Annotated in this window: 21 protein-coding genes and 1 tRNA gene; 8 read left to right on the forward strand and 14 right to left on the reverse strand. The window is 41.3% G+C overall.

All coding sequences use genetic code 11. The features are described 5' to 3' along the window. Positions 1-3: 3 nt before the first annotated feature. Complete coding sequence (mgtE, locus tag CYAN7822_RS26735; protein WP_013325387.1) at positions 4-1,395, reverse strand: magnesium transporter; 1,392 nt, start codon at positions 1,393-1,395, stop codon at positions 4-6. Positions 1,396-1,715: 320 nt separating this feature from the next. Between mgtE and CYAN7822_RS26740 the strand changes: the two genes are divergently transcribed. The 3 genes from CYAN7822_RS26740 (at position 1,716) to CYAN7822_RS37975 (ending at position 3,080) form a co-directional block, all read left to right on the forward strand. Continuing rightward, positions 1,716-2,486 carry a Uma2 family endonuclease gene (locus tag CYAN7822_RS26740; RefSeq protein WP_013325388.1) on the forward strand — a complete coding sequence of 257 codons (771 nt, stop codon included), beginning with the start codon at positions 1,716-1,718 and terminating at the stop codon, positions 2,484-2,486. 137 nt (positions 2,487-2,623) lie between these two features. Then, a complete protein-coding gene (locus tag CYAN7822_RS40245; protein WP_013325389.1) occupies positions 2,624-2,755 on the forward strand; it encodes a hypothetical protein in 132 nt (43 codons plus the stop codon). A gap of 166 nt (positions 2,756-2,921) precedes the next feature. Continuing rightward, positions 2,922-3,080 (forward strand): hypothetical protein, encoded by a 159-nt coding sequence (locus CYAN7822_RS37975; protein WP_157871854.1) that lies wholly within the window; start codon positions 2,922-2,924, stop codon positions 3,078-3,080. Positions 3,081-3,205: 125 nt separating this feature from the next. Here the strand turns inward: CYAN7822_RS37975 and CYAN7822_RS26745 are convergent, their stop codons facing one another. Then, positions 3,206-3,553, reverse strand: coding sequence for a hypothetical protein (locus tag CYAN7822_RS26745; protein WP_013325391.1), 348 nt, complete (start codon positions 3,551-3,553; stop codon positions 3,206-3,208). Between the two features lie 28 nt (positions 3,554-3,581). After that, positions 3,582-3,764: a hypothetical protein gene (locus CYAN7822_RS26750; protein ID WP_013325392.1), complete on the reverse strand. Its 183-nt coding sequence runs from the start codon at positions 3,762-3,764 to the stop codon at positions 3,582-3,584. Between the two features lie 190 nt (positions 3,765-3,954). Between CYAN7822_RS26750 and CYAN7822_RS26755 the strand changes: the two genes are divergently transcribed. Next, positions 3,955-4,092, forward strand: a complete 138-nt coding sequence (locus CYAN7822_RS26755; RefSeq protein WP_216701559.1) for an antitoxin — start codon at positions 3,955-3,957, stop codon at positions 4,090-4,092. 52 nt (positions 4,093-4,144) lie between these two features. Here CYAN7822_RS26755 and cobN read toward each other — a convergent pair whose 3' ends face one another. Then, on the reverse strand, positions 4,145-7,930 hold the full coding sequence (gene cobN, locus CYAN7822_RS26760; RefSeq protein WP_013325393.1) for a cobaltochelatase subunit CobN: 3,786 nt from the start codon (positions 7,928-7,930) through the stop codon (positions 4,145-4,147). 109 nt (positions 7,931-8,039) lie between these two features. Between cobN and CYAN7822_RS26765 the strand changes: the two genes are divergently transcribed. From CYAN7822_RS26765 to CYAN7822_RS26775, 3 genes are all read left to right on the forward strand, one after another. After that, positions 8,040-10,328 (forward strand): ATP-binding response regulator, encoded by a 2,289-nt coding sequence (locus CYAN7822_RS26765; RefSeq protein ID WP_013325394.1) that lies wholly within the window; start codon positions 8,040-8,042, stop codon positions 10,326-10,328. 79 nt (positions 10,329-10,407) lie between these two features. Next, positions 10,408-11,094, forward strand: coding sequence for an N-acetylmannosamine-6-phosphate 2-epimerase (locus tag CYAN7822_RS26770; RefSeq protein ID WP_013325395.1), 687 nt, complete (start codon positions 10,408-10,410; stop codon positions 11,092-11,094). A gap of 67 nt (positions 11,095-11,161) precedes the next feature. Continuing rightward, positions 11,162-12,172: a chemotaxis protein CheB gene (locus CYAN7822_RS26775; protein WP_013325396.1), complete on the forward strand. Its 1,011-nt coding sequence runs from the start codon at positions 11,162-11,164 to the stop codon at positions 12,170-12,172. Positions 12,173-12,297: 125 nt separating this feature from the next. Here the strand turns inward: CYAN7822_RS26775 and CYAN7822_RS26780 are convergent, their stop codons facing one another. From CYAN7822_RS26780 to CYAN7822_RS26790, 3 genes are all read right to left on the reverse strand, one after another. After that, positions 12,298-12,810, reverse strand: a complete 513-nt coding sequence (locus tag CYAN7822_RS26780; protein WP_013325397.1) for an inorganic diphosphatase — start codon at positions 12,808-12,810, stop codon at positions 12,298-12,300. 160 nt (positions 12,811-12,970) lie between these two features. Beyond that, positions 12,971-14,680, reverse strand: a complete 1,710-nt coding sequence (locus CYAN7822_RS26785; protein ID WP_041934048.1) for an ABC1 kinase family protein — start codon at positions 14,678-14,680, stop codon at positions 12,971-12,973. A 122-nt stretch (positions 14,681-14,802) separates the two neighbouring features. After that, positions 14,803-15,582, reverse strand: coding sequence for an ABC transporter ATP-binding protein (locus tag CYAN7822_RS26790; RefSeq protein WP_013325399.1), 780 nt, complete (start codon positions 15,580-15,582; stop codon positions 14,803-14,805). Positions 15,583-15,862: 280 nt separating this feature from the next. Here CYAN7822_RS26790 and CYAN7822_RS26795 point away from each other — a divergent pair, with 280 nt between their 5' ends. Then, positions 15,863-17,557 carry an N-acetylmuramoyl-L-alanine amidase gene (locus CYAN7822_RS26795; protein WP_245602794.1) on the forward strand — a complete coding sequence of 565 codons (1,695 nt, stop codon included), beginning with the start codon at positions 15,863-15,865 and terminating at the stop codon, positions 17,555-17,557. On the opposite strand, the gene CYAN7822_RS26800 is transcribed toward CYAN7822_RS26795, so the two are convergent. The 7 genes from CYAN7822_RS26800 to psbZ form a co-directional block, all read right to left on the reverse strand. Continuing rightward, a complete protein-coding gene (locus CYAN7822_RS26800; protein WP_013325401.1) occupies positions 17,546-18,829 on the reverse strand; it encodes an RNA-guided endonuclease InsQ/TnpB family protein in 1,284 nt (427 codons plus the stop codon). The genes CYAN7822_RS26795 and CYAN7822_RS26800 overlap by 12 nt on opposite strands. A 108-nt stretch (positions 18,830-18,937) precedes the next feature. Then, positions 18,938-19,411, reverse strand: coding sequence for a cupin domain-containing protein (locus CYAN7822_RS26805; RefSeq protein WP_013325402.1), 474 nt, complete (start codon positions 19,409-19,411; stop codon positions 18,938-18,940). Between the two features lie 128 nt (positions 19,412-19,539). Then, complete coding sequence (locus tag CYAN7822_RS26810) at positions 19,540-20,793, reverse strand: glutamate-5-semialdehyde dehydrogenase (RefSeq protein ID WP_013325403.1); 1,254 nt, start codon at positions 20,791-20,793, stop codon at positions 19,540-19,542. A 10-nt stretch (positions 20,794-20,803) separates the two neighbouring features. Next, positions 20,804-21,211, reverse strand: a complete 408-nt coding sequence (locus CYAN7822_RS26815) for a hypothetical protein (protein ID WP_013325404.1) — start codon at positions 21,209-21,211, stop codon at positions 20,804-20,806. Positions 21,212-21,424: 213 nt separating this feature from the next. Then, positions 21,425-21,496 (reverse strand) — tRNA-Gly (locus CYAN7822_RS26820). A gap of 81 nt (positions 21,497-21,577) precedes the next feature. After that, complete coding sequence (gene ribH, locus CYAN7822_RS26825) at positions 21,578-22,174, reverse strand: 6,7-dimethyl-8-ribityllumazine synthase (RefSeq protein ID WP_013325405.1); 597 nt, start codon at positions 22,172-22,174, stop codon at positions 21,578-21,580. A gap of 119 nt (positions 22,175-22,293) precedes the next feature. After that, positions 22,294-22,494: a photosystem II reaction center protein PsbZ gene (gene psbZ / locus CYAN7822_RS26830; protein ID WP_013325406.1), complete on the reverse strand. Its 201-nt coding sequence runs from the start codon at positions 22,492-22,494 to the stop codon at positions 22,294-22,296.

Genomic DNA, 22,494 nt, shown 5'->3' on the forward strand with positions numbered 1-22,494 from the left:
CATTTATAATCTTAAAATTGTTCGGGCAACTGTAAAATAAATTAACACTCCTAAAACATCAACGGCGGTAGTAATAAAAGGGGCTGACATTAAGGCAGGATCTAAACCAAAAGTACGGAATAAAAAAGGAAGAGAAGAACCAGCAACAGAAGCTAAAAAGGCAATAGCGACTAAACTAATACCCACTGAAAAAGCCACAAACGGATTAGTTTTTAAAATAAAATAAGCCCAAAGCATGGCCAAAAAACCGAGAATAACGCCTAATAAAATGCCGGCCATTCCTTCACGAAAGATGACTTTAGCCGAACCGAGGTCTTTAATTTCATCGGTATTTAAGCCGCGAATAATGACCGTAGAAGATTGAGCGCCGACATTGCCGCCGGTACCCGTCAACAGAGGAATAAAAGCAGTGAGGATAGCCATTTTAGCGATGACCGACTCTTGAGATTTTATAATGCTACCGGTCACCGTGTTAGTAAACAGCAACACCAATAACCAAACTACCCGTTTACGGACCACTGTAACAAGATTAGTTTGGAAATAATTATCGCCATCTGACTGTAGTCCTCCCAAAGCGTAGATATCCTCAGTAGCTTCTTGTTGCAAAATATCAATAACGTCATCTACCGTGACGATACCCACCAAGCGCTGTTCCCGGTCCACCACCGGAACTGCTAATAAATCATAACGTTGGATAGTGCGGGCGACTTCTTCTTGGTCGGTATCGGTATGAAGACAAATGACATCTCGGGTCATAATTTCGCCGAGAGTTTTATCGGGAGAAGAAATGACTAAATCTCGTAGCGAAACAATCCCGGCCAGATGGCGAGAATTATCGGTAACGTATAAATAATAAATAACTTCTGAAGCGTTAGCTAAACTACGAATACGTTCTAAGGTTTGAGTAACGGTTAAGCTTTCTTTTAAAGAAATATATTCAGGGGTCATTATTCGCCCTGCTGTGGCCTCTTCATAACCCAATAGGAGGGCAGTCGCTTGGCGTTCATGAGGACTCAACTGGGCCAGAAGGCGGCGGACAATTTTCGCGGGTAATTCATCAAATAGCCTAGCACGATCATCAGGAGACATTTTATCAACCACATCTAACACTTCCTGATGTTTAAACTTTTGCAGTAAAGCTTGTTGAGTGGCGGCTTCTAAATGTTCATAAACTTCGATGGCTTCTGTTTTCGATAATAGACGAAAGGCTATCACTTGCATAGACTCTGGCAACCCTTCGATCACTTCTGCGATATCGACGGGTTTGACAGGAATTAAAAGCGCCTTTGCGCCTTCTAGGTTTCCTTGTTCGAGTAACAATTGTAATTGAGAGCGAACTAATTGCCACAGTTCACTCCTTAAACCAGTTTGAATCGAGGTGGGATTATCAGTCAAGGTTAACCTTCCCTTATGTTAGCCAGATAACAAGCAGTGGTAATCTTTCAAATAGGGTTACGCCATACAGTCTAACTCTCAAGGGTTATATCTTACAAACTTACGTTAGAGGTCAGTGGTTGGTTGCTAATGACTTCTACAATGGGATTTGGTAAGTGCCGCGCCAAATTATTTACCCAGTCTCATTTTCTATAATCCTTACAAAATAAGGGTTTAGGTTTTAGCCGATGTGTAACTTATTATGTGTATTTACTTATGAGAATAGAGACGAAAAGCTTATGCTAGAGTGAGGGTATAAAAGTCCTTGGTATCGACTAACAATGGCAGTCACTACAGCCCCTTTAGAAATTACTTGGGAAAAATTACCCGATGATTATATTTTACCCGATGACCCTGTGGATAATATCAATCAACCGGCTCTAGCGGCGGCTTTGACAGAGAGTTTAGCACTGTTTGGAAAACTGCCGATAAATGCTTTAACCTGTACTAATTATGGAATTTGTGCGACGGTTAACGGTAAATTTGTCGTTAAAGCACCGGACTGGGCTTATATTCCTAGTATTACTGCTTCTCGGGAAGAAGTTGACCGCAGTTATACGCCTCGGTTACAAGGAGAGATTCCGGTGATTGTGATGGAATTTCTTTCAGATACAGTGGGGGCTGAATATTCCACTAAACCCACTTATCCGCCGGGGAAATGGTTTTTTTATGAGCAAGTGTTACAGGTTCCGACTTATGTGATTTTTGAACCTTATTCGGGAGAGCTAGAAGTTTACGCTTTAGATGATTCCGGACAGTATCAGTTAAAATCTCCTGATGAAAATGGACGTTATCTTATCTCTCAAATGAATTTATTTTTAGGCGTTTGGGAAGGGATGAGGGAAAACCGTCAGGGTTATTGGTTGCGTTGGTGGGATGAGCAGGGGGACTTGTTATTATGGGGTTTTGAGAGAGTTATTCAAGAAACTCAAAGAGTTGAACAAGAACGTCAACGCGCTGAACAAGAACGTCAACGTGCTGAACAAGAACGCCAACGTGCCGAGCGTTTATTGGCACAACTGAGAGCGGCGGGTATTGAACCTCAAGAGTAAAGGCTTCACAGAACTCGCTTTTCTTCAATCTCTGTATATTTTTGTAGTTTTTTTAGGAACTCTCTAGCTATAGTCTCGTTTATTTGTCAGTTCATAAGTAAACAAGACTGTAGAATTTTTCCCGAGAAGATAAAGTTATGAAATTTCTTGATGCAGTTTTTACGGGTGTAGGCTTTATTGTTAAAGGTGTCGGTATGGTTGTTCAAGCCGTTGGCGAAACTGTCAAAGATTGGGGAGAACACATCATATCTAAAGAAGCAAACATATGATACCGGACTTTTATATAAGTCAACTGTTCCTGAACTTGAGATATCTAATAATGATTTAAACCTCATCTTTTCTCAAAATTCGGTTCAACGTCAAGTTACTAGGCGGGTAAAAGAACATATTCATCAAAAAGATGAGGAAATACTTTGTAAAATTCATTATATCCCTATGGTGTTACGAGAAAAATATGGACACGGAGATGTAGCACTTGATATGTATTATCTAGCTTGTCCTCATCCTGGTTGTGGTCAAACTGTCAAGCTAAAATCAGCCGCTCAATTAGCAGCATTTTTAAGACGTAAAGAAGGAAGAGGGATAGTGAATTAACGCCCTCTCTAAAAATTTATTTAGGACTTACGCACCATAACCCAATCATAAGGGTTTGAGATTCCTCGCTCGCGCTCGCTTGGGACATAAACTTGTTAGTTTAGTTTCTGAGTGCGTAACTCCTATTATTGTTGTCCTTCAACAAATTTTCTCAGCTTTTTCTTTAAATCAGATGAAATTAGAGGGAAATTTTCTACTTCTTTAATAATAGATTCTTGAGTTTTTCCCTCTTCAATCATCTTTTTCACAACACTTTTGGCAAGCTCATCAACTCCATATTTAGTAATTCCTTTAGAAATTTTTGTAAGTAGAAGAAGAACTCCAACACCCCCAATCATTCCAAAAGGCCCTCCTAGAGTTGCTAGTGCAGTTGTTATAGCTGCGGCTCCTGCATATCCTGAAACAGCTATTAGAAACAGAAAAATTAATCCAGGCACTCCCAAACTTGCTATTTCGCTAACCAACTTATCCATAAATTTTTTACACTACTAATGTGAACAGTTATCCTAAAATATCCTCAAGTCTTTGAGGTTCATCGTCATAAAACCATCCATCATCATTAGATCGTGTTAATGATTCCGAGTGGTCATAGCCCTCTTGTATGAAGTCAGCATAAAAGTCATCATACTCGTCATAAAAATACTCATCATCAGGATCAAAATATTCTTCGTAATAGTCCGTCATTTTTCAGTTTTTATGGCTATTAATAGATATTTTTTACCATTATATTCTCAATACTTTAATTAAGTCTGTGATGGGAATCACTTGATGTTGAAGACTGAACTCACAAATAAGAAACCCAAAATCTACAGTATAAGTTCGACAGCACTCTCTATAATAGTATTGTTAAAGTTATTAGTCTAAATTAAAATCAATGGGTAATGCAATAGTTCTAATTTCTCAAGACAACCCTTGGCAATCTCTAGTTAAAAGCTTAGATTTATTCTCAGAAGACTTTATGGAGAACAGAGAACAACCCAAACAGCAACCGAGAGAGGAACTTTTTGAATAAAAAACTCACTACTCAAACAGATAACCCCTTTGCGTCTTGGCGTAAAACAAATTTAACTCATCCCCTCAATAACCCCTTCAGCATCATGAACCATCGCCCTTAACTTCTCCAACAAATCCCCCTCAACCGACTCCCATAACCCCCGTTGATGTGCTTCTAATAATCTCTCAGCCATATCTCGCAGCGCCCAAGGATTTTTATCAGCAATAAACCCCCGTACCTTCTCATCCAACAAATAAGCCTGGGCTACACCCTGATACATAAAATCCTCCACACATCTAGCCGTCGCATCATAAGCAAACAAATAATCCACCGTCGCCGCCATTTCAAAAGCGCCTTTATAACCATGCCGCATCACACCGGCGATCCATTTCGGATTAACCACCCGAGAACGATAAACTCGGGCCACTTCTTCTTTTAACAACCTCACCCTTGGATTAGCCGCAATAGAATTATCCCCGAAATAAGTCAGAGGATTTTTTCCCGTTAGAGCGCGGACTGCCGCCGTCAAACCCCCTTGAAACTGATAATAATCATCTGAGTCTAATAAATCATGTTCGCGGTTATCTTGATTATGCAGAATTACCTGTAATTTCTTCAGACGTTGAGTAAAAACTTCTGACACAGCATGACCTATTCCACCCTCATCATAACCATAACAACTCCAGTTAATATATGCCCTGGCTAAATCATCATCAGTTTGCCAATTTTGTGCCTCAATTAAACCCTGTAAACCTGCCCCATAAGCCCCGGGTTTGGACCCAAAAATTCTGTAGAGCGATCGTTGCTTTGCCGCTTCTTTTGTTAATCCTTGGCTTTCCCAAAACTCCCTATCTGTCTGCACTTGCGCCGCTAGGGGATTTATTTCTTTTTCTTCCTTTAGGCTTGACACATCTTTTATGATTTTGTACAATAGCTGTAGTATGTTGGGGAAGCTGTCCCTAAAAAAGCCTGAAACGCGGATCGTGACATCCACCCGAGGCCGCCCCAACACAGACGGACTAAGGATTTCATAATCAATCACCCTTCTTGAAGCCGCATCCCAAATCGGCTGTACACCGAGTAAAGCGAGAACTTGTGCGACATCATCTCCGCCGGTTCTCATGGTGGATGTTCCCCAGATGGAAATAGCTAGGGTTTGGGGGTATTCTCCGTTGTCTTGGGTGTATCTTTCGATGAGGGTTTCGGCGGCTTTTCGCCCTATGTCCCAAGCGGTTTGAGTGGGGATGGCGCGAATGTCAACCGAATAAAAGTTGCGTCCGGTGGGGAGAACTTCTGGTCGTCCTCTCGTGATAGCTCCAGATGCTCCACTGGGGATGTATTGACCTTCTAGTCCCTTGAGTAAATGGGTGATTTCTTGTTTGGTGTTTTGTAGGGCAGGGAGGAGGTATGTTTTGATCCAGTGCAGTTGTTGCCGGGTTTTGGGAAGGGATGAGAGGTCGTTGTTGGGGTTTTCTATCTGTTCATATAGCCAGTTTTCTAGGGTTTCTATGATGTCTCCTTGGGTACGGTTTTGTTGGAGTTTCGCGCCAAGTTGCTCCCCCACTGCCCCCCTTAACCAGGGGAGGGATAGAGATAATGAAAAGGGATTTGAGGGACTAGGGGAAAGGGGATCTAGATCTAGGTTTAGGTCTTGGGCGAGGGCTTGGGTTATTCCGATACGATTAAAGCTAGGTGAGCGGGCAATGGCTATGAGTAGATTGATTAATTGTTTTCCTTGGGGACATTGACCAAATATGTGTAAGCCGTCTCGAATTTGTGCTTCTTTGAGTTCACATAAGTAGCTGTCTGCTAAGGTTAGAAATTGAGGGATAGTGTTGTTATCGAGTTGTTCTATTCCTAAGTCTTGGTTGAGTTTTGTTTGGGTGACGAGTTGAGTAATGCGCTCACATATAATTTTTAATCGGGTGGGATCTAAAGTTTGTGCTTCATAATATTCGTCGATGAGGGTTTCTAGTTTCTCTAAGTCTCCATAGAGTTCGGCGCGAGTTAGGGGGGGAGTGAGATGATCTAAGATAACCGCATGAGAACGCCGCTTGGCTTGAGATCCTTCTCCTGGGTCGTTAACAATAAAAGGATAGAAATGAGGTAGGGTCCCTAGGGCTATTTCTGGGTAACAAGTTTTTGATAGAGCTAGACTTTTTCCGGGTAGCCATTCTAAGTTGCCATGTTTCCCCATATGCACAATAGCTAAGGCGCGAAATTTTTCTTTTAACCAGTAGTAATAAGCAAGATATTCCGGAGTGGGTTCTAGGTCGGGGGCATGATAATTTAAACTGGGGTCTAAGTCATATCCTCGTGATGGCTGTATGCCGATAAAAATATTGCCTAATTGTATCCCTGGGATAGCAATAGGACCGGTGGGTTGTTCTGTTAGTCCTGTCCAACGAGTATCTATTTGTTGTTGGACTTGCTCGGGTAAAGTCAAGAAATACTCTTGATAGTCTTGTCTTGAGAGTTGTTGATATATTTGACGCAAGTCTTTCCCTTCTGGATCGTTAGTCACGCCCAGAGTTAAGCGGCTAATTAATTCATCCCCATCAGCAGGAATATTTTCTACTGTATATCCTGCTTGTTTTAAGGCTTTAAGGACCTCTATACAACTGGCTGGTGTATCTAATCCTACCCCATTGGCAATTCTTCCATCTCGGTTGGGATAGTTGGCTAAAATGAGGGCTATTTTTCGCTCTTGTATCGGTGTCTGTTTTAAGCGTACCCAATTAGCCGCCATAAGCGCGACAAAATTGATTCTATCGAGTTGAGGTTGATAAACCACTACATCGGTTTCTAATATCTCATTCCAAGTTTTAACCCCTTTAAATGAAACCGCAGTGGTGATAATTCTTCCATCCACTTCCGGCAGCGCTACATTCATGGCTACATCTCGTGGCGTTAGTCCGGCAAAAGAATTCTCCCATTGTTCGAGTGTTCCCCCACTCAAAATAACTTGTAATACTGGTACGTCTAATTTTTCCCAAAAGGATAACCTCGTAGGCGTTAAATCTTTATTAAATTCTGCTTCTGCTGCGTCTAGTTGTGCTATAGCAAAACTGGTAGTATTGAGTAAAACTTGTATCGAGTCGGAGTCACTGGCTTGAAAAAGGGTGAGTAGGATTTCTTGAACGTCGGGTTCTCGGAGTGAAGAAACAAAGACGGGAACCGGTTCTAAATGCCGCTCTATTAACGCTTGACAGAGGGCATCGATAGGTAAAGTATTAGCGGCTAAATAATGGGCACGATAAAACAATAAACCCACTTTGGCATAAGTTGTTTTTGCTGTGGGTTTTTTCCAGTCATATATCCCCACTCGGGGAACCACTTGAGGAGGAGGAGGATTATAACTGGTATTTAAACCGACATCCGCGACAAACTTTAAAGCATTCAGCCAATTTTCTCTACCCCCTTCTGTCAGATAACGCCATAGCTGATAGACATCCGCCAAAGAAGCACTAGAATGACTCATTAAATTGGGATCAGGGCGCTCATCTCCTGGCAAAATAAAAACAGTCGTCTGCTTATTGTCCGCTATTTCTTCAATCACTTCTAAACCGTAAGACCAATAGGAACGCCCCCCCAATAGTCGTACAATAATAATATCAGCCGCTTCTAGAACCGCCTCAGCATAAGTATCAATACTCAACTGCTGTTGAAGCTGTAAAAGATTCACCACTCGTAAAGAGGGAAACTCGGCAGGAAGATTAGTTACCGCACCGGCTAGGGTTTGAATATCTGTATCAGCCGCAGTAAGAATTATAATTGAGGCCGGGGTTTGTTCAACAAAAATCACCCCTTCTGTAGATGAATTCCAACCTCCTGGTGTAGTTGCCCTCCGGTGCATGATTTCCCTTATCTTTAAAAAACATTAGATTTCCAGTCAACTGACATATCTAGAGCGATCCTAATAGATAGCAGAGTCTATGCTGCTGACTTATATATGAAGCACGATAATGGACAGTTCTCAAGTGTTCGTTTTCCGTCGAAAGGTGTCCCAACAGACGCTCTCAGCACTCTGTCGTCTTTTAGAACAGATATCTGCCCACATCGGACAGGAAGCTATTCTATTAACACAGGAGACACTATTTCCCGAACAGCAGAGAGGTAAAAATCCTTGGGGAACGGAATGTTTACAACTGCTCATTGCCCCACAAATGAGTATTCTTTTGCTAGGGAATTTTTCTGTGCCAGATTCATTGTATCAAATCAGTTTAACTTGGGATAGTCAAACAATTCAGGATTTGTTAACTCAACTGACTCCTTCAGTTACTTTACCCCAGGAGTTAGAACAGTATTTAACTCAATCCCAGTTAAGTCCGGTTGTAGGAGCTATTAAAGAGTTTAATCTCTTTTTCTCGAATCTGTTAGAAATTTTCTGGAGTGAGGGGAATGAAACCCCACAGATGAAGTGTATTCATGCTTCTGTCTGTCAACCCATAGAAGAAGCTTTGCGGCAACAAGTAGAACAAGAACGGTTGCTTAATCAAGTAATCACTCAAATTCGTCACAGTTTAGAACTCCCTGTCGTGTTAGAAACGGCAGTGACAGAAGTGAGAAATTTCCTGCAAGTTGATCGCTTATTAATCTATCAGTTTAGTTCACATCCTTCTGAAACTGAAACTAAACAGACTTTTCCCAACGGATGGGGAAAAATCACTTATGAAGCTAGGGCTTCTCAACTTGTCCCCTCTCTGTTAAATATGATTCCTGAAGATGATTGTTTTTCTTATCTTCCTCAGTATCAAGATAAATACCGTCGCGGCACAGTGGTAGCTGTTGAAAATGTAGAAACTCAATATTCCTCCTCTTTTTGCTTGACCGAATTTTTAAGACATAATCAAGTGCTTTCACTTTTGATAGCCCCGATTATTGTAGAAGATCAATTGTGGGGTTTGATTATTGCTCATCAATGTTTTAAAAAACGCCAATGGTTAGAAACCGAAAAAGAGTTTCTCGGACATATCGGCGAACATTTAGCAATTGCCATTCAACAAGCACTCTTATATAAGCAAGTCCAAGAGCAGAAGCAATTTTTTGAAAAACGGGTATTTGAATGTACTGAAGAACTGCGGAGTAGTATCGCGGTTGCTCAATCAGCCCATTTATCTAAAAGTGAATTTTTGTCCAATATTAGCCATGAATTACTCACTCCTTTAACTTGCGTCATCGGCTTAGCTGGAACTTTGCTTCATTGGTCAGGTGAACAGTCTTCGCTTTCGCCAGAAAAACAGCGCAAATACATTGAAAGTATCCAAAAAAATGGCAAAAAATTGATGGATTTAATCAATGATATTTTAGATTATTCTAGTATTACTTCAGGAGATTATCAGTTAAATATTCATGAATTTTCCCTTTATTCAGTGGTGAATTCTGTCCTGAGAGATTTTGCCTCAGAAGCTCAGAAAAAGTCCATTGATTTAATTTTAGATTTTCAAGTCCAAAAAGAAGAAAATGATTTTTATGCCGACCGAGAAAGAATTAAACAAATTCTCAGTCATTTAATCAGCAATGCCATTAAATTTACGCCAGATCAAGGTAAAGTTACTTTAAGAATATGGCGAGAAAAAAGTCAAGTATTCTTTCAAGTAGAAGATACAGGCATCGGAATTTCCCAAGAACAATTACCGTTATTGTTTGAAAAATTTCAACAGCTAGAAAAAGCTAGACAAAGGACTCATGGCGGCACGGGTTTAGGATTAGCTTTAACCAAACAATTAGTTGAACTTCATCGCGGAACAATTGAAGTTGAATCTACCCCAGAACAAGGCTCTTTATTTACCGTTCGTATTCCCAACAATATTAATTTAAAAAACAAAAAATTATTAACTAACGAAACGAATAATGTTAATAAATCGGCGCAAAATAAAACCATAATCTTGATCTCAAAAGATGAAGAAGCCGCTACCTTGATTTGTGAATTACTAACCGTTAAAAATTATCAAGTTATTTGGCTATTAGATAGTTATCCTAGTATTAGACAAATCGAAATTTTACAACCTTTAATAGTCATTATTGACCAAGAAATTATTCAGAGTCAGGAAATCGGAAAAGCCCTTAAACACTATCCTAAAACCAGTTTTGTTAAAGTGTTAGTTTTGAGAACTTCTTTGCAAAATATCAGTTGGAAATCTTTAGTTAAAAACGGCATTGATGATTATTTAATTAAACCGATTGAACCGACAATTTTACTCAGAAAAATTAGTTTTTTAGGGTCTTTAGCCATTCATAAAGATAAAGCTTAGTTATTAGTCATTAGTCAGAACGTCTTTTTCCCCTTTCCCCTTTCCCCTTTCCCCTTTCCCCTTTCCCGAGGTTATAGTCATGAAACTCGAAGCGATTAAATCCAGTTTAATTGTATCCTGTCAAGCTCCCTCAGACTCTCCCCTACATGATGAAAAAATTATAGCCGCAATGGCTGTGGCTTGCGTACAACGGGGAGCCGCCGGAGTCAGAATTGATACCCCTGCTCATGTTAGAGAAGTTCGGCACAACCTTTCAAAAGTTCCCATCATCGGGCTATGGAAACGACAATTTACTGGCTATGAAGTCTATATTACCCCTCGCTTTGAAGATGCTTTATCCATTGCACAAGCAGGAGCAGATATTATTGCTATTGATGCCACTACTAGAACCCGTCCTTATGGAGAAACCCTCAAGGAATTAGTAAAACGCATCAAAGGAGAATTAGGTCTATTAGTCATGGGAGATGTAGATAGTTTGGAAAATGCCGTAGTGGCGGCTGATGCCGGAGTCGATCTCGTCGGAACTACCCTTTATGGTTATACTCAAGAAACGAAACATTTATCACCCCCAGGCTTTTCTCTATTAAAAGAAATCGTAGAAAAACTCGATATTCCTGCCATTTGTGAAGGGGGAATTAATACCCCAGATCAAGCTAAAATGGCCTTAGAATTAGGGGCTTATGCAGTGGTGGTAGGAGCGGCTATTACCGGCATAGACCTTAAAGTACAGGCTTTTCAAACAGCCTTGGAAAAATTTGTTTCTTAAGATAGTGGTAGAGCGGCTTGTAATAAGCTTTGATAGCAAAGATAAATAAGCAAATAAAAAAAATTCCATGCTGGCAAGGATTATCGTGATAGGCGCTTCTGCTGGAGGCGTTGAAGCATTAAGGGAACTGGTGTCGCACTTACCATCAGACTTACCGGCGGCGGTTTTCGTTGTGCTTCATATTTCGCCTAACAATGGCAGCGTTCTACCAAGCATCCTCAGCCGCGCTGGGTCTTTAAAAGCGATTCATCCCCAACCCGGAGAAGTCATTGCACCGGGGCGCATTTATGTTGCGCCTCCCAATCATCATTTAATCGTCAAATCTGGCATTATTGAACTCAGTAATGGACCAAAAGAAAATAATCATCGTCCTGCTATCGATGTGCTGTTTCGTACCGCCGCACGCGCTTATGACTCTTTAGTCATCGGGGTGGTATTAAGTGGACTTCTCGACGATGGAACCGCAGGGTTATTAGCTATTAAGCAGCGAGGGGGAATTGCTATAGTTCAAGACCCTCATGAAGCCCTCTATTCAGCTATGCCGCGTAGTGCTATAGAGAATGTAGAGGTAGATTATATTCTACCTGTATCGGAAATTGCTGCCACCTTAAAACAACTGGTGAATGAACCCGTAGAAAGAAGACAAGAAACTCCCCTGTCTAGTGATCTCGAAATGGAATCTGATATGGCCGAATTAGAACCAGCCGCAATGCAAAATGACGAACGACCCGGAACGCCATCCGCTTTTGCTTGTCCTGATTGTGGTGGGGTTTTATGGGAATTAAATGACAGCAATTTGATCCGATTTCGCTGCCGCACAGGTCACGCTTTTTCGGTAGAGAGTTTATTGGCGCAGCAGTCGGAGGCGCTGGAGGAGGCTTTGTGGACAGCTTTGAGGGCTTTAGAAGAGACGGCAGCCCTTAGAGAACGGATGTTTCAACGGGCGAGTCAATCCGGTCATCGTGGCATAGCTGAGATCTATAAAGAACAGGCACACACAGCCAAGCAACAGGCACTCATCATCCGACAAGCGCTTTTGAATGGTCTTAACGGCAAAGATCAGTCAGCCGAAGCCTAATTGAGGGAAAAGGTTCAAAAAAAAGGCATGAACTCATTCAAGAAAATTGCTTAAGCTGAGTTCTTCGGTTTTATATTTACCTTTACCTTTTTCTTTTTCCTCTTCCCGCAATTAAAGAGAGGGTATTACTTTTGTCCTGCTTTAATACACTTTTCTACTAAAGCGCTGACAGCTTCTACATCTTGCCAACCCAAAATTTCCGTGACTTTCTTTTCTAAGTTTTTGTAAGTTTTGAAAAACTCGGCAATCTCATTTAAACGATGGGGAGCAATATCTTTTAAAGACTTTACCTCAGCATAACGAGGGTCTTTAACCGGCACACAGAGTAATTTTTCATCTCGATCTCCTCCATCGATCATTTCCAGCATTCCAATCGGTCTTGCGGCAATTACACAACCCGGAAAAGTTGGTTGATCCATAATCACCATTCCGTCTAAAGGATCGCCATCATCAGCGAGAGTATTGGGAATAAAACCATAATCAAAAGGATATTGCACCGAGGCATAAAGCACCCGATCTAAGGCAAAAGCATTTAAATCTTTATCAAACTCATATTTATTTTTACTCCCTGCGGGAATTTCAATCAACACGTTAAGGATACCCGGTTTAGGTTGAGCAGGAATAAGCGATAAATCCACAAACACTCTCCGAAAATAAAAAGTTTTAATTGACTTCTTGACTGATGAGAACTATCAGCCTACCTCAAGCAATTTTACACAGAATTGGGCGCGACTCGATCTTTTAAATTTAAATTAATCAAGACAGGACAAACGCTGCCTGTCTTTAGTGATGATGAACTTAGAATTCACGAGGAATAATTGCCGCCACTCCTGTAGTGGAAAATTCGCGAATCGCATTAAGCGCAACATTAAACAATTTTTGCGGCTGCAAATCATCTTGAACTAAAGCCCAGATCCTTTGTACTTCTTCAGTATGAACCCGGTCATCTTCGGTTACAGCTAGTAACAATTGATTTCGCAGATAACGCCCTTCGTCAGATAAAAGATAGGTTATTCCTAGTCTAGCAGTGGGTAATATATCAAAATTTCCATCACTACGGGCAATCTGAATCATATTTTCTAAGCGTTGCCACTGGAATTTTCCATTTTTAAATAAGACATCGAGTAACCTACGCCGCAGTTGGGGAGATTCACCGGTTAATAAGCGCCGCGCTACATAGGGATAACCCACTTGCACGATTTTGAAATTGGGGTCTAAACTGAGGGCTAATCCTTCTTGAGTAATCAAAGAGCGAATAATTAAGGCAAATTTGGCCGGCACTCGGAAAGGATATTCATACATCAACTCAGAAAAATCATCGGTGATGGTTTTGAAGTTGAAGTCTCCTACACTTTGCCCGATGGCATTGCCTAAAACTCTTTCTAGAGCGGGTATAATCGGTCTAATATCGGTATCTGCGGTTAAAAAGCCCAGTTTAACAAAATCTTCTGCTAAGGCTTGGTAATCTCGATTGATCAGTTGCACCACTGATGAGGCGATCGTTTCTTTCGTCTCTTCTTCTAACTGATCCATCATGCCAAAATCGATAAAGGCCATGCGACCATCGAGGGTGGCAAATAAGTTACCCGGATGAGGGTCAGCATGGAAAAAGCCATGTTCTAGCAGTTGTTTTAACCCGGAGGTTACGCCTATTTTAATAATCTCATTTGGGTCTATTCCTGCGGCTTTAATCTTATCTGTATCGGTCAGTTTGTAACCCTCAATCCATTCTAGGGTTAACACTCTATTACCACTGTAGCGCCAGTAAATTTTAGGCACTTTTACTTCTGGATCGTTGGCAAAGTTAGCCGCAAATTTTTCGGCGTTACGTCCTTCGTTGACATAATCGATTTCTTCAAATAACTTGATGCCAAATTCATCAATAATGAGGGTTAAATCATGCCCTAAATTTAACGGTAACCATCGCCCAAACCATTTCGCCGCACAGCGCAACAGATGAAGGTCTAAGGTTAGCACGGGTCGTAAATTGGGGCGTTGTACTTTAACCGCTACTTCTTCTCCACTGGGTAAAATGGCTCGATAGACTTGCCCTAAACTTGCTGCGGCTATTGGGTTAGGAGAAATTTCTCGATAAGTTTCGGCTACTGTTCTTCCTAAATCTTGTTTGATTATCGCGAAAGCTATGTCATTATCGAAGGGCGGTAATTGGTCTTGTAGCTTGATTAATTCCTCGAGAAAGTCCTTGCGGATTAAATCAGGTCTGGTAGAGAGTGCTTGACCAACTTTAATAAAGGTCGGCCCGAGACGAGTTAGGGTCGTTCGGATCTCGCTGGCCCGTTTATATTTGTTTCGTTCTACTTGCCCAGTCCACTGATCCCACTTTAAATGGAATAGAAATATTCCAAAGAACCAAATAATGCTGATTGTACGCCAAATAAATAACCAGGGGCGACTGCGGTAGTAGCGGGCGATCGCCTCGGGGTCATAACTTTTTAGTTCTTTGGGAGTGCGCCCTGGGTCTAAGAAAACTTTCTGATGCCGACTCACAAGCTGATCTTTTGCCTCTTTACTCAAAGGGTCTTTCTCTACTGTTAACTCTAGTATATAAAAATACAAATAACTTAACTTAATTATTTTTTCTATCGTTACTATAGATTTTTTTCTATTTATTAGTCTCTAATGACTTGATGGAGGTCGTTTGGCGCGATATTAGAATGAAGAATTTTGCCATCTCGAAACCAAATGATTCGTTGTGAGTGACTGGCGACATCGGCCTCATGAGTAACGATGACCACAGTAATACCATTAGCATTGAGTTCTGCAAAAATATCCATGACTTCGGCGGTGGTACGAGAGTCAAGGGCACCGGTAGGTTCATCAGCTAAAATAAGAATCGGTTGATTAACGATAGCGCGGGCGATGGCGACTCGTTGTTGTTGTCCGCCGGAGAGTTGGTTAGGTTTGTTATACATTCGGTTTTCTAACCCCACTCGGGTTAAAGCGGCTACAGCGCGATCACGTCTAACAGAAGGGGGAACACCAGCATAGACCATCGGTAGCATGACATTTTCTAAAGCATTCATCTGAGGTAAGAGATGAAACTGTTGAAAGACAAAGCCTATTTTTCGGTTACGAATGATGGCTAGAGTGGCATCGGGTAATCTAGAAACATCCAGGTTATCCAGATAATAGCGTCCTGATGTGGGGCGGTCTAAACAACCGATAATATTCATGGCGGTAGACTTTCCGGAACCGGAGGCTCCCATAATGGCACAGTATTCTCCTTGTACCACTGTCAAATTTACTCCACCCAGAGCATTAACGGCGGTTTCTCCTTTGCCATACACTTTAGAGATGTCTTCGAGACGGATAATGATGGGTTGATAGGCAATGGGGTTATCCTGGGACGGTAGATGATCGGATGTTGGGATATAAGGATTAATGGTCATAAGTACCTGGACAAAATTAAAGTTAACTGCGAGTTTGGGGAATGGGCAATGGGGAATGGGCAATGGAGAAGGGTTGTAGGCGTTTTACAATTCTTGACACAGTGGACTTTATTTATGTCCGACTACTTAGACAAGTGAGCTTGTTGCACCTCTTTATTGTATGCTCTGAATTGGCTTGTCTGGCCAATTAGGTTTGAGCGACCCAGGTACAAAGGTAATGAGACAACAATTAGCTATCATAGCTTTCACAGGCGTAATTTTTTTGGGAAACCCGGGAGTCATGCTTATGGCTGAGGCGCAACAGCCGCTTTTAGTGGTGTATCCTCCTCCCAATTATCAAACCAGTGCCAGCCAAATTTTTTTCATTGGGACTGCCGCACCCGAAGGACAAGTTTTTATTAATAATCAGCCGATTCAACGCAGTCAAGCCGGACATTTTGCCCCTAGTTTTCCTTTACAAGTGGGAGAAAATCTTTTTACGGTTCGCTACAAGAATCAAAAAATTAACCTGAAAGTTAAGCGAGTTTCTCAGGAAATTCAACCCCCCACAGGCGCGGGTTTTGCGGCTAATTCTCTAATGCCTTCAGAAGACCTGGTTAGGCTTCCAGATGAGTTAATTTGTTTTGAAGCCATTGCTACCCCGGGTGCAACGGTTTCGGTGAATTTAGGGCGGCAAACTATCCCGTTATTGCCTCAACCCCAAACCGTCAAACTGCCGGAAAATTCTGCTGTTTTAACTGCCACTAATCAGCCGCTTACTGTATCAACATTAGGAAAATATCAGGGATGTGCTAAAGTGTCAGAAACCGGCAATTTAGGCTATCCTCTCTTTAAAGTTAATCTCAATAATCAGACCATTAGTCAGCCAGGAAAAGGGCAAATTATCATTCTTGCTCCTAATCAATTTGAAGTGATAGAAGTTACCGCTAATTCAGGAGTCACTCGCACCGGACCGGGAACCAATTATTCCCGTTTAACCCCTTTACCGAAAGGAACTAGGGCAACTGTCACTGGTAAGCAAGGAGACTGGTTACGTTTAGATTATGGGGCATGGATTTTAAAAGCTGAAACACAAGTTTTATCAAATGCTGTTCCTCCCCAGTCGATGATTCGCAGTATTAATTCGCGGACTTTTTCAGGCGCTACAGAAATAGTTTTTCCCTTACAGACTCCTATTCCCATTTCAGTTAAACAAGAAGATGATAAATTTATTTTAACGCTTTATCATACAACGGCTCAAACCGATACAATTTTTATTGATAATGACCCGCTCATTAAACGGGTTGATTGGCAACAAGTGAGTCCGGATAAAATTGAATACACTTTTTTGTTAAAATCTCCTCAACAATGGGGCTATGATTTACGTTATGAAGGAACAAATTTAATTTTAACTTTACGACATCCCCCGAAATTATCTCGAGGGAGTTTAGAGGGAGTGACAATTCTGCTTGATGCCGGTCATGGAGGACAGGAAAGCGGCGCTACTGGCCCTACAGGATACCAGGAAAAAGAAGTTAATTTAAGGGTTACTAAACTCTTAGAACAGCAATTAAAGCAACGAGGAGCGAAGGTTTATCTAACTCGAGAAACTGATCAAGATGTCTCTCTAAATGAGCGAGTTGCCCAGATTAATCAACTTAAACCGACGCTATCTATTTCTATTCATTATAATGCTTTACCCGATGAAGGAGATGCTGTCAATACTGCGGGAGTTGGGGTATTTTGGTATCATCCCCAAGCTCATGATTTATCAGTTTTTCTGCATGACTATTTGGTCAATCAATTACATCGTCCTTCTTATGGGGTTTTTTGGAATAATTTGGCTTTGACTCGTCCTTCTGCTGCGCCCTCTATTTTATTAGAATTAGGCTTTTTAATTAATCCTAATGAGTTTGAATGGATTAGCAATGCTCAAGAACAAGAAAAATTAGCTAAAACTTTAGCTGAAGGGATTGCGGCGTGGTTACAACATTGACACTCCCCAGCCTAAAGGCGTGGGGATTCTTGGTTCACTTTTATATGCTTGCTCTGACAGGATTACTCCAACCAAAGTAGAGGTATCTTCTCCCCCATTAGCCGTAGCTAACGTTGAAAGAATTTCACTTTCAAAAGCTTTAGATCCGGTATGCCCTACCGTACTTAATCCCTTCTGTAGAATATTGCGCGCGGCGTTAATGTCTCTGTCTTCAACGTAATTGCAATGCGGACAAATATGGGTTCTAGTTGATAAAGACTTTTGCACTTTTTCTCCACAGTTAGAACAGTTTTGAGAGGTATTATGGGGAGGAACGGCAACTGTTACCTTTCCATACTTCATCCCAAAATATTCCAACCAACGCCTAAATAATGACCATCCTACATCTGATATCGAAAGGGCTAGATGCCGATTTTTAACCATGCCTTTCACATTTAAATCTTCATAGGCTATCAGGTCGTTAGACTGAATTAAACGGAGTGCCCTTTTCTTGACAAACTCTTCTCGTTGCCTACTTACCCTTAGATGTTTACGGGCATATCGGTTTCTAGCTTTGTGATAGTTTCGGGATTGTTTTTGTCTCTTGCGGAACTTTTTAGATTTCTTTCTATTAGCCCTATTAAGTTGACGTTCTGCCTTCCTATAAAACTGAGGAATAGGTTCAATATTTCCTCGGCTATCTGCATAGAAATACTTGAGTCCTACATCTACACCTACAGCTTTTTGAGAAGGGGTTAAGGGATTAACTGTATCTCTTGGATCTAATTGAAGAGAAAACTGCACATAATACCCATCGGCTCTCCTAATAATCCTCACTCGTTTTATTTGTTCAATTTGATAGTAGTTTAAGTCTCTAGTTCCTATCAGCTTTAACTTTCCGATGTTTTTTTTATCAGTAAAAGTAATATGTTTTCTGTTTTCTGATAGTTTCCAGCCTGAGACTTTATACTCTACCGAACGAGTATTTTTCTTGAACTTAGGATAGCTTTTCTTGCCCGGTATTTTCTTTTTGCAGTTATCAAAAAACTTGTTGATAGCTCTAAGGACTCTTTCAACTGCTGTCTGGCAAGCATGAGAGTTTAAATCATCAACAAATTTGTACTCTTTCCTCAGTCTTGTGTTGTATCTAAAGAGTTCGGCTTTACCCACACCTCTATTATCCATCCAATAGCGAAGCACTTTATTCCTGACAAACTGAGATGTCTTGATGGCTTCATCAATTGACTGGATTTGTTGAGTTCTTGGCTTAACCTTACACTCTAGGACAAACACGATTTGATACTAAGTAGAATGATGTCAATATTATAGCACAGGTTGTTTGAAAAGCCGCCGTTCTACGGCGGGGCTTGTACCCAGAATTTTCGGTCAACCAACTAAAAATCATGGATTAATCAAAATAGCTTTAGGTTGCTTGGCATCCAATAAAGAAGCACTTAGGAGAATAACAGGACTAGCTGTGGAATTTTCTCCAAAATGTACCATTCCTGCCGGTTCAACTAGGGAATCTCCTACATTGAGTTGGGTAGTTTGTCCGGCGCTCAGAATTTCTTGGGTTCCGTTGGCTCTTTTAAGGGTTGCTGACCCTTTAACAACCGTATAAGTGAGTATGCCAAACTCTACTCGTTCAATCTGCATCCCTGGATGAATATGAACGGGCAGTTTCGCGCCTTTAGCAATGGTGTAGCGTACTAACTCTAAAATTTGCCCCTCGGCATTACCTGGAAAGCCGCTAACCAAGACTTCACGAGTGACTGATTGGGTGTAAGCATTATTAGGGGATGTTTCCTGGCTTAAAGCCACTGCGCTACTAACACTTAAAATAAAGACAGAAACAATAAAACGGACTTTTTTCATGAGGGATTTTCCCTTAAAATTCCGGTTAAGTTGCCATTGTTCATTAAGTAACTCTTGATAGACAAAAGTTTCAATCTGAAAGTGTGAGCTTGCCTAGCCTACAATTAATTATCATGGTTAACTTTGGGTTACCCTTGAACCACTTGTTTAGTAGTTGTTAGGGTATCTAAGCCGATTAACCCTCGTCGGTGTCCTTTTTGGTTAGAAATTCCTAAAAATAGTGATTCTCCCTGTTTAGGATTGCGAGAAAAACGAGGTGATGAGTTAATGTAAACCAAAGCGCTATCAATTTCTTTGGCAAATTTGCGGCTTTCCTGATAAGATTCTGTCACTAAGCAGTCTGCATGACCGCTACTATAAAGATTAATCCAATTAATGGCTTCTTCAAGATTGTTAACCACTTTAAAAGCAACTATTTTGTCTAAATAAGGTGTACTCCAATCTAGCTCACTGGCAATAGGATTTAAATGTTCAGGAAATTCTGTTGATAATTCTGGATCTCCTCGCAAGACAAATCCTTTTTCTTTGAGTGAGTTAAATAATCTCAGCAAAAAAGAAGTGTTTTGGGAAGAGTTAATTAAGACTTTTTCAATGGCATTCACGGGATCGGGAATACTAGAATGGCTATCAATAATCACGTAACGAACTAGGTCTAAATCGGCACTAGGTGACCAATATAAATAACAATTTCCCATAGCGGACCTTAGCACTGGGGCTGTAGCCAGTTGGCTAACTTGGGACACTAGGCTGGGTCGTCCGTAGGGAATGATCAGGTTAATATATTGGTCTTGAGTCACCAAATCTTCAATGGAAGTTCCGGTATCTGAAGAGAGAATTTCGATACATCCTTCAGGCAAATCTGTATCTTCTAGGGAAGTTTTAATAATGTTGGCAATGACCTCATTAGAATGACTAGAAGACCCAGAACCGTGCAGAATGAGACTGTTGCCGGTTTTCAGGCAAAATCCGGCTGTGATTGCCCCTAATTCGGGAAAAGCTTCATAGATCAGAGCAATGACTCCCAGAGGCATTCGTTGGCAATAGGTTCGGGAAGGATTAAGTTGATAAAAGGCATTCATGATCCGTTCGATGGGATCACCACTGTCTGCTATCTGCTTAAGAATATCAACAGTTATCTGTAACCGTTGTGGTGTCAGTTTCAACCATTTAAGAATTAGATCGGGAACGGCCATTTCTCGACTCATTTCCAGATCAAGAGTATTAGCTTCTAAAATTTCGTCAAACGAATTTTCAATGGCCTTGGCCATTGTTTTGACTCCTTGGCTTCGTTCAACCCCCGTTTTTGTTCCCAATTCTCGAAAAGCTTCATGAGCCTTGCGAGCGGAGGTCAGCATTGGGTTGGTTGACATAGCATCTGCCATAGTTTTTTGTTTAACGCCCCCTGGCTAACCAGAATAGAATTGCAGGTAAAATCAAGAGTAATATTGCAATCCCTATCCAGAAAATCATACTCACACCGGCTGGTGAGCGCAAGACTAAAGGTAGCCAGATAAATAACAGAAGTAGAATAATCCCTACTGCCACTGATAAATAACTTTCTCCTAAACGTGGATGTGAGGCTACCCAGCGATAACCTGTCCAGCGCCACATTTGTTTATAAGGATAGCTAGAAGATAATTGCTCGATTACCTGATTATTTTCTTGTAGCACAAAGATCTTTTGACAGCGCTCGCACCCGAAGGCTTCTGTCAAAATAATCGGTAAGAGCCTACCTCGACGGCGACAGGGGCAGGGATATTCGCTATTTATATCGACTTTTATCAACTTTTGTGGTCGCACAAGTTCAATAGACTAATTGGCAATGGATTTGCATGATCTAGTATATTCCCTGTTCAAGGAAACGATGGCTGACTAACGAATAATGTTAATGATTTTCTTATTTTTTTGCTGAAATAAGCTACTTGATTTATTGGTGAGATTCAAATTATCTGGGCCTGATGCTTTAAGATTTGATCTTAATCATACTCTTGAGCTTGTTTTTCCTTCTTTAAAAGCGGGTAACGCGATTCGAACGCGCGACATTCACCTTGGCAAGGTGACGCTCTACCACTGAGCTATACCCGCAACAATTTCACACTCTTATTATTATTTCAAAAGATTGTCGATCTGTCAAGTTTTTTTTGTCAGAGCGTCTTCCCCCTTTCCTTATTCCTGATTGGTTATTTGCTCAATAGCGGTTGGGTTTAACTGTCCTGGGGAAGAAACGGGCAAGGCTGGCACGGTTTTATTGCTGCTATCTTGGTAATCCGAGATAGGGCTTATTCCCCGTACCTGACGCATTAACGAAGCCATTTCTAGGGCATCCAGACCATATTGCCAGCCTAAATTACTTTTAATACCTGCTCGTTCTAGAGCTTGCTGCATGGTATCTGTGGTTAAAACCCCAAAAACAACGGGGACTCCGGTTTGAAACCCGGCGGCGGCAATACCTTTGGCGGTTTCTGCCGCCACATAATCGAAGTGGGGAGTTTGTCCTCGAATGACGGCCCCCAGACAAATTACTGCGTCATAACGACCCGAGAGTGCTAACTGACGAGCGACTAAAGGAATTTCAAAACAACCCGGAACCCAGACATAATCAACTTGATTTCCGTGAGGGTCCACATCGATGCCATGACGTTTGAGACAATCTTGACATCCTGATAAGAGTTTCCCGGTGACTAAATCGTTAAAACGACCAATGACGATGGCAAAACGCCATTGCTGCGGCGTAAAAGTAAAAGTTCCCTCAAATACTGCCATGATGAAAAGTAATAAGTAATGGGTAATGGGGTGGATCAGTTATCAGTGACCAGTTACCAGTTTATCAAGTGTTGACCGTTCACTGATGACTGAACGATGTTCCCCAGTTTCCCTTAATCTTAGACGACGAAGAAGTTTAGGATAGCCACTGCCAGCACCAGAATGACCCAAATTCCAGAACCTAGCCAGAGTAAGGGTTTAGATTGATCCCAATTTTGGGGACTAGCATAGGCAAAGGGAACTCCGATCACCATGACGAAAGAGAAGAAGACGAGAGCGGCTAAGGCGATTTGAAAAAGGATTTGAAAGACGAACGACAT

It is taken from the genome of Gloeothece verrucosa PCC 7822, from assembly GCF_000147335.1.
GTDB classification, from domain to species: domain Bacteria; phylum Cyanobacteriota; class Cyanobacteriia; order Cyanobacteriales; family Microcystaceae; genus Gloeothece; species Gloeothece verrucosa.

Coding starts and splice junctions, on each gene's coding strand:
- CYAN7822_RS26755 (WP_216701559.1), top strand. CDS start 3,955: ATGGGTAATGCAATAGTTCTAATTTCTCAAGACAACCCTTGGCAATCT.
- CYAN7822_RS26805 (WP_013325402.1), bottom strand. CDS start 19,411: ATGAAAAAAGTCCGTTTTATTGTTTCTGTCTTTATTTTAAGTGTTAGT.
- ribH (WP_013325405.1), bottom strand. CDS start 22,174: ATGGCAGTATTTGAGGGAACTTTTACTTTTACGCCGCAGCAATGGCGT.
- CYAN7822_RS26770 (WP_013325395.1), top strand. CDS start 10,408: ATGAAACTCGAAGCGATTAAATCCAGTTTAATTGTATCCTGTCAAGCT.
- CYAN7822_RS26745 (WP_013325391.1), bottom strand. CDS start 3,553: ATGGATAAGTTGGTTAGCGAAATAGCAAGTTTGGGAGTGCCTGGATTA.
- CYAN7822_RS26795 (WP_245602794.1), top strand. CDS start 15,863: ATGCTTATGGCTGAGGCGCAACAGCCGCTTTTAGTGGTGTATCCTCCT.
- CYAN7822_RS26790 (WP_013325399.1), bottom strand. CDS start 15,582: ATGACCATTAATCCTTATATCCCAACATCCGATCATCTACCGTCCCAG.
- cobN (WP_013325393.1), bottom strand. CDS start 7,930: ATGCACCGGAGGGCAACTACACCAGGAGGTTGGAATTCATCTACAGAA.
- psbZ (WP_013325406.1), bottom strand. CDS start 22,494: ATGTCGTTCGTCTTTCAAATCCTTTTTCAAATCGCCTTAGCCGCTCTC.
- CYAN7822_RS26740 (WP_013325388.1), top strand. CDS start 1,716: ATGGCAGTCACTACAGCCCCTTTAGAAATTACTTGGGAAAAATTACCC.
- CYAN7822_RS26765 (WP_013325394.1), top strand. CDS start 8,040: ATGGACAGTTCTCAAGTGTTCGTTTTCCGTCGAAAGGTGTCCCAACAG.
- CYAN7822_RS26750 (WP_013325392.1), bottom strand. CDS start 3,764: ATGACGGACTATTACGAAGAATATTTTGATCCTGATGATGAGTATTTT.
- CYAN7822_RS26810 (WP_013325403.1), bottom strand. CDS start 20,793: ATGGCAGATGCTATGTCAACCAACCCAATGCTGACCTCCGCTCGCAAG.
- CYAN7822_RS26775 (WP_013325396.1), top strand. CDS start 11,162: ATGCTGGCAAGGATTATCGTGATAGGCGCTTCTGCTGGAGGCGTTGAA.
- CYAN7822_RS40245 (WP_013325389.1), top strand. CDS start 2,624: ATGAAATTTCTTGATGCAGTTTTTACGGGTGTAGGCTTTATTGTTAAA.
- CYAN7822_RS37975 (WP_157871854.1), top strand. CDS start 2,922: ATGGTGTTACGAGAAAAATATGGACACGGAGATGTAGCACTTGATATG.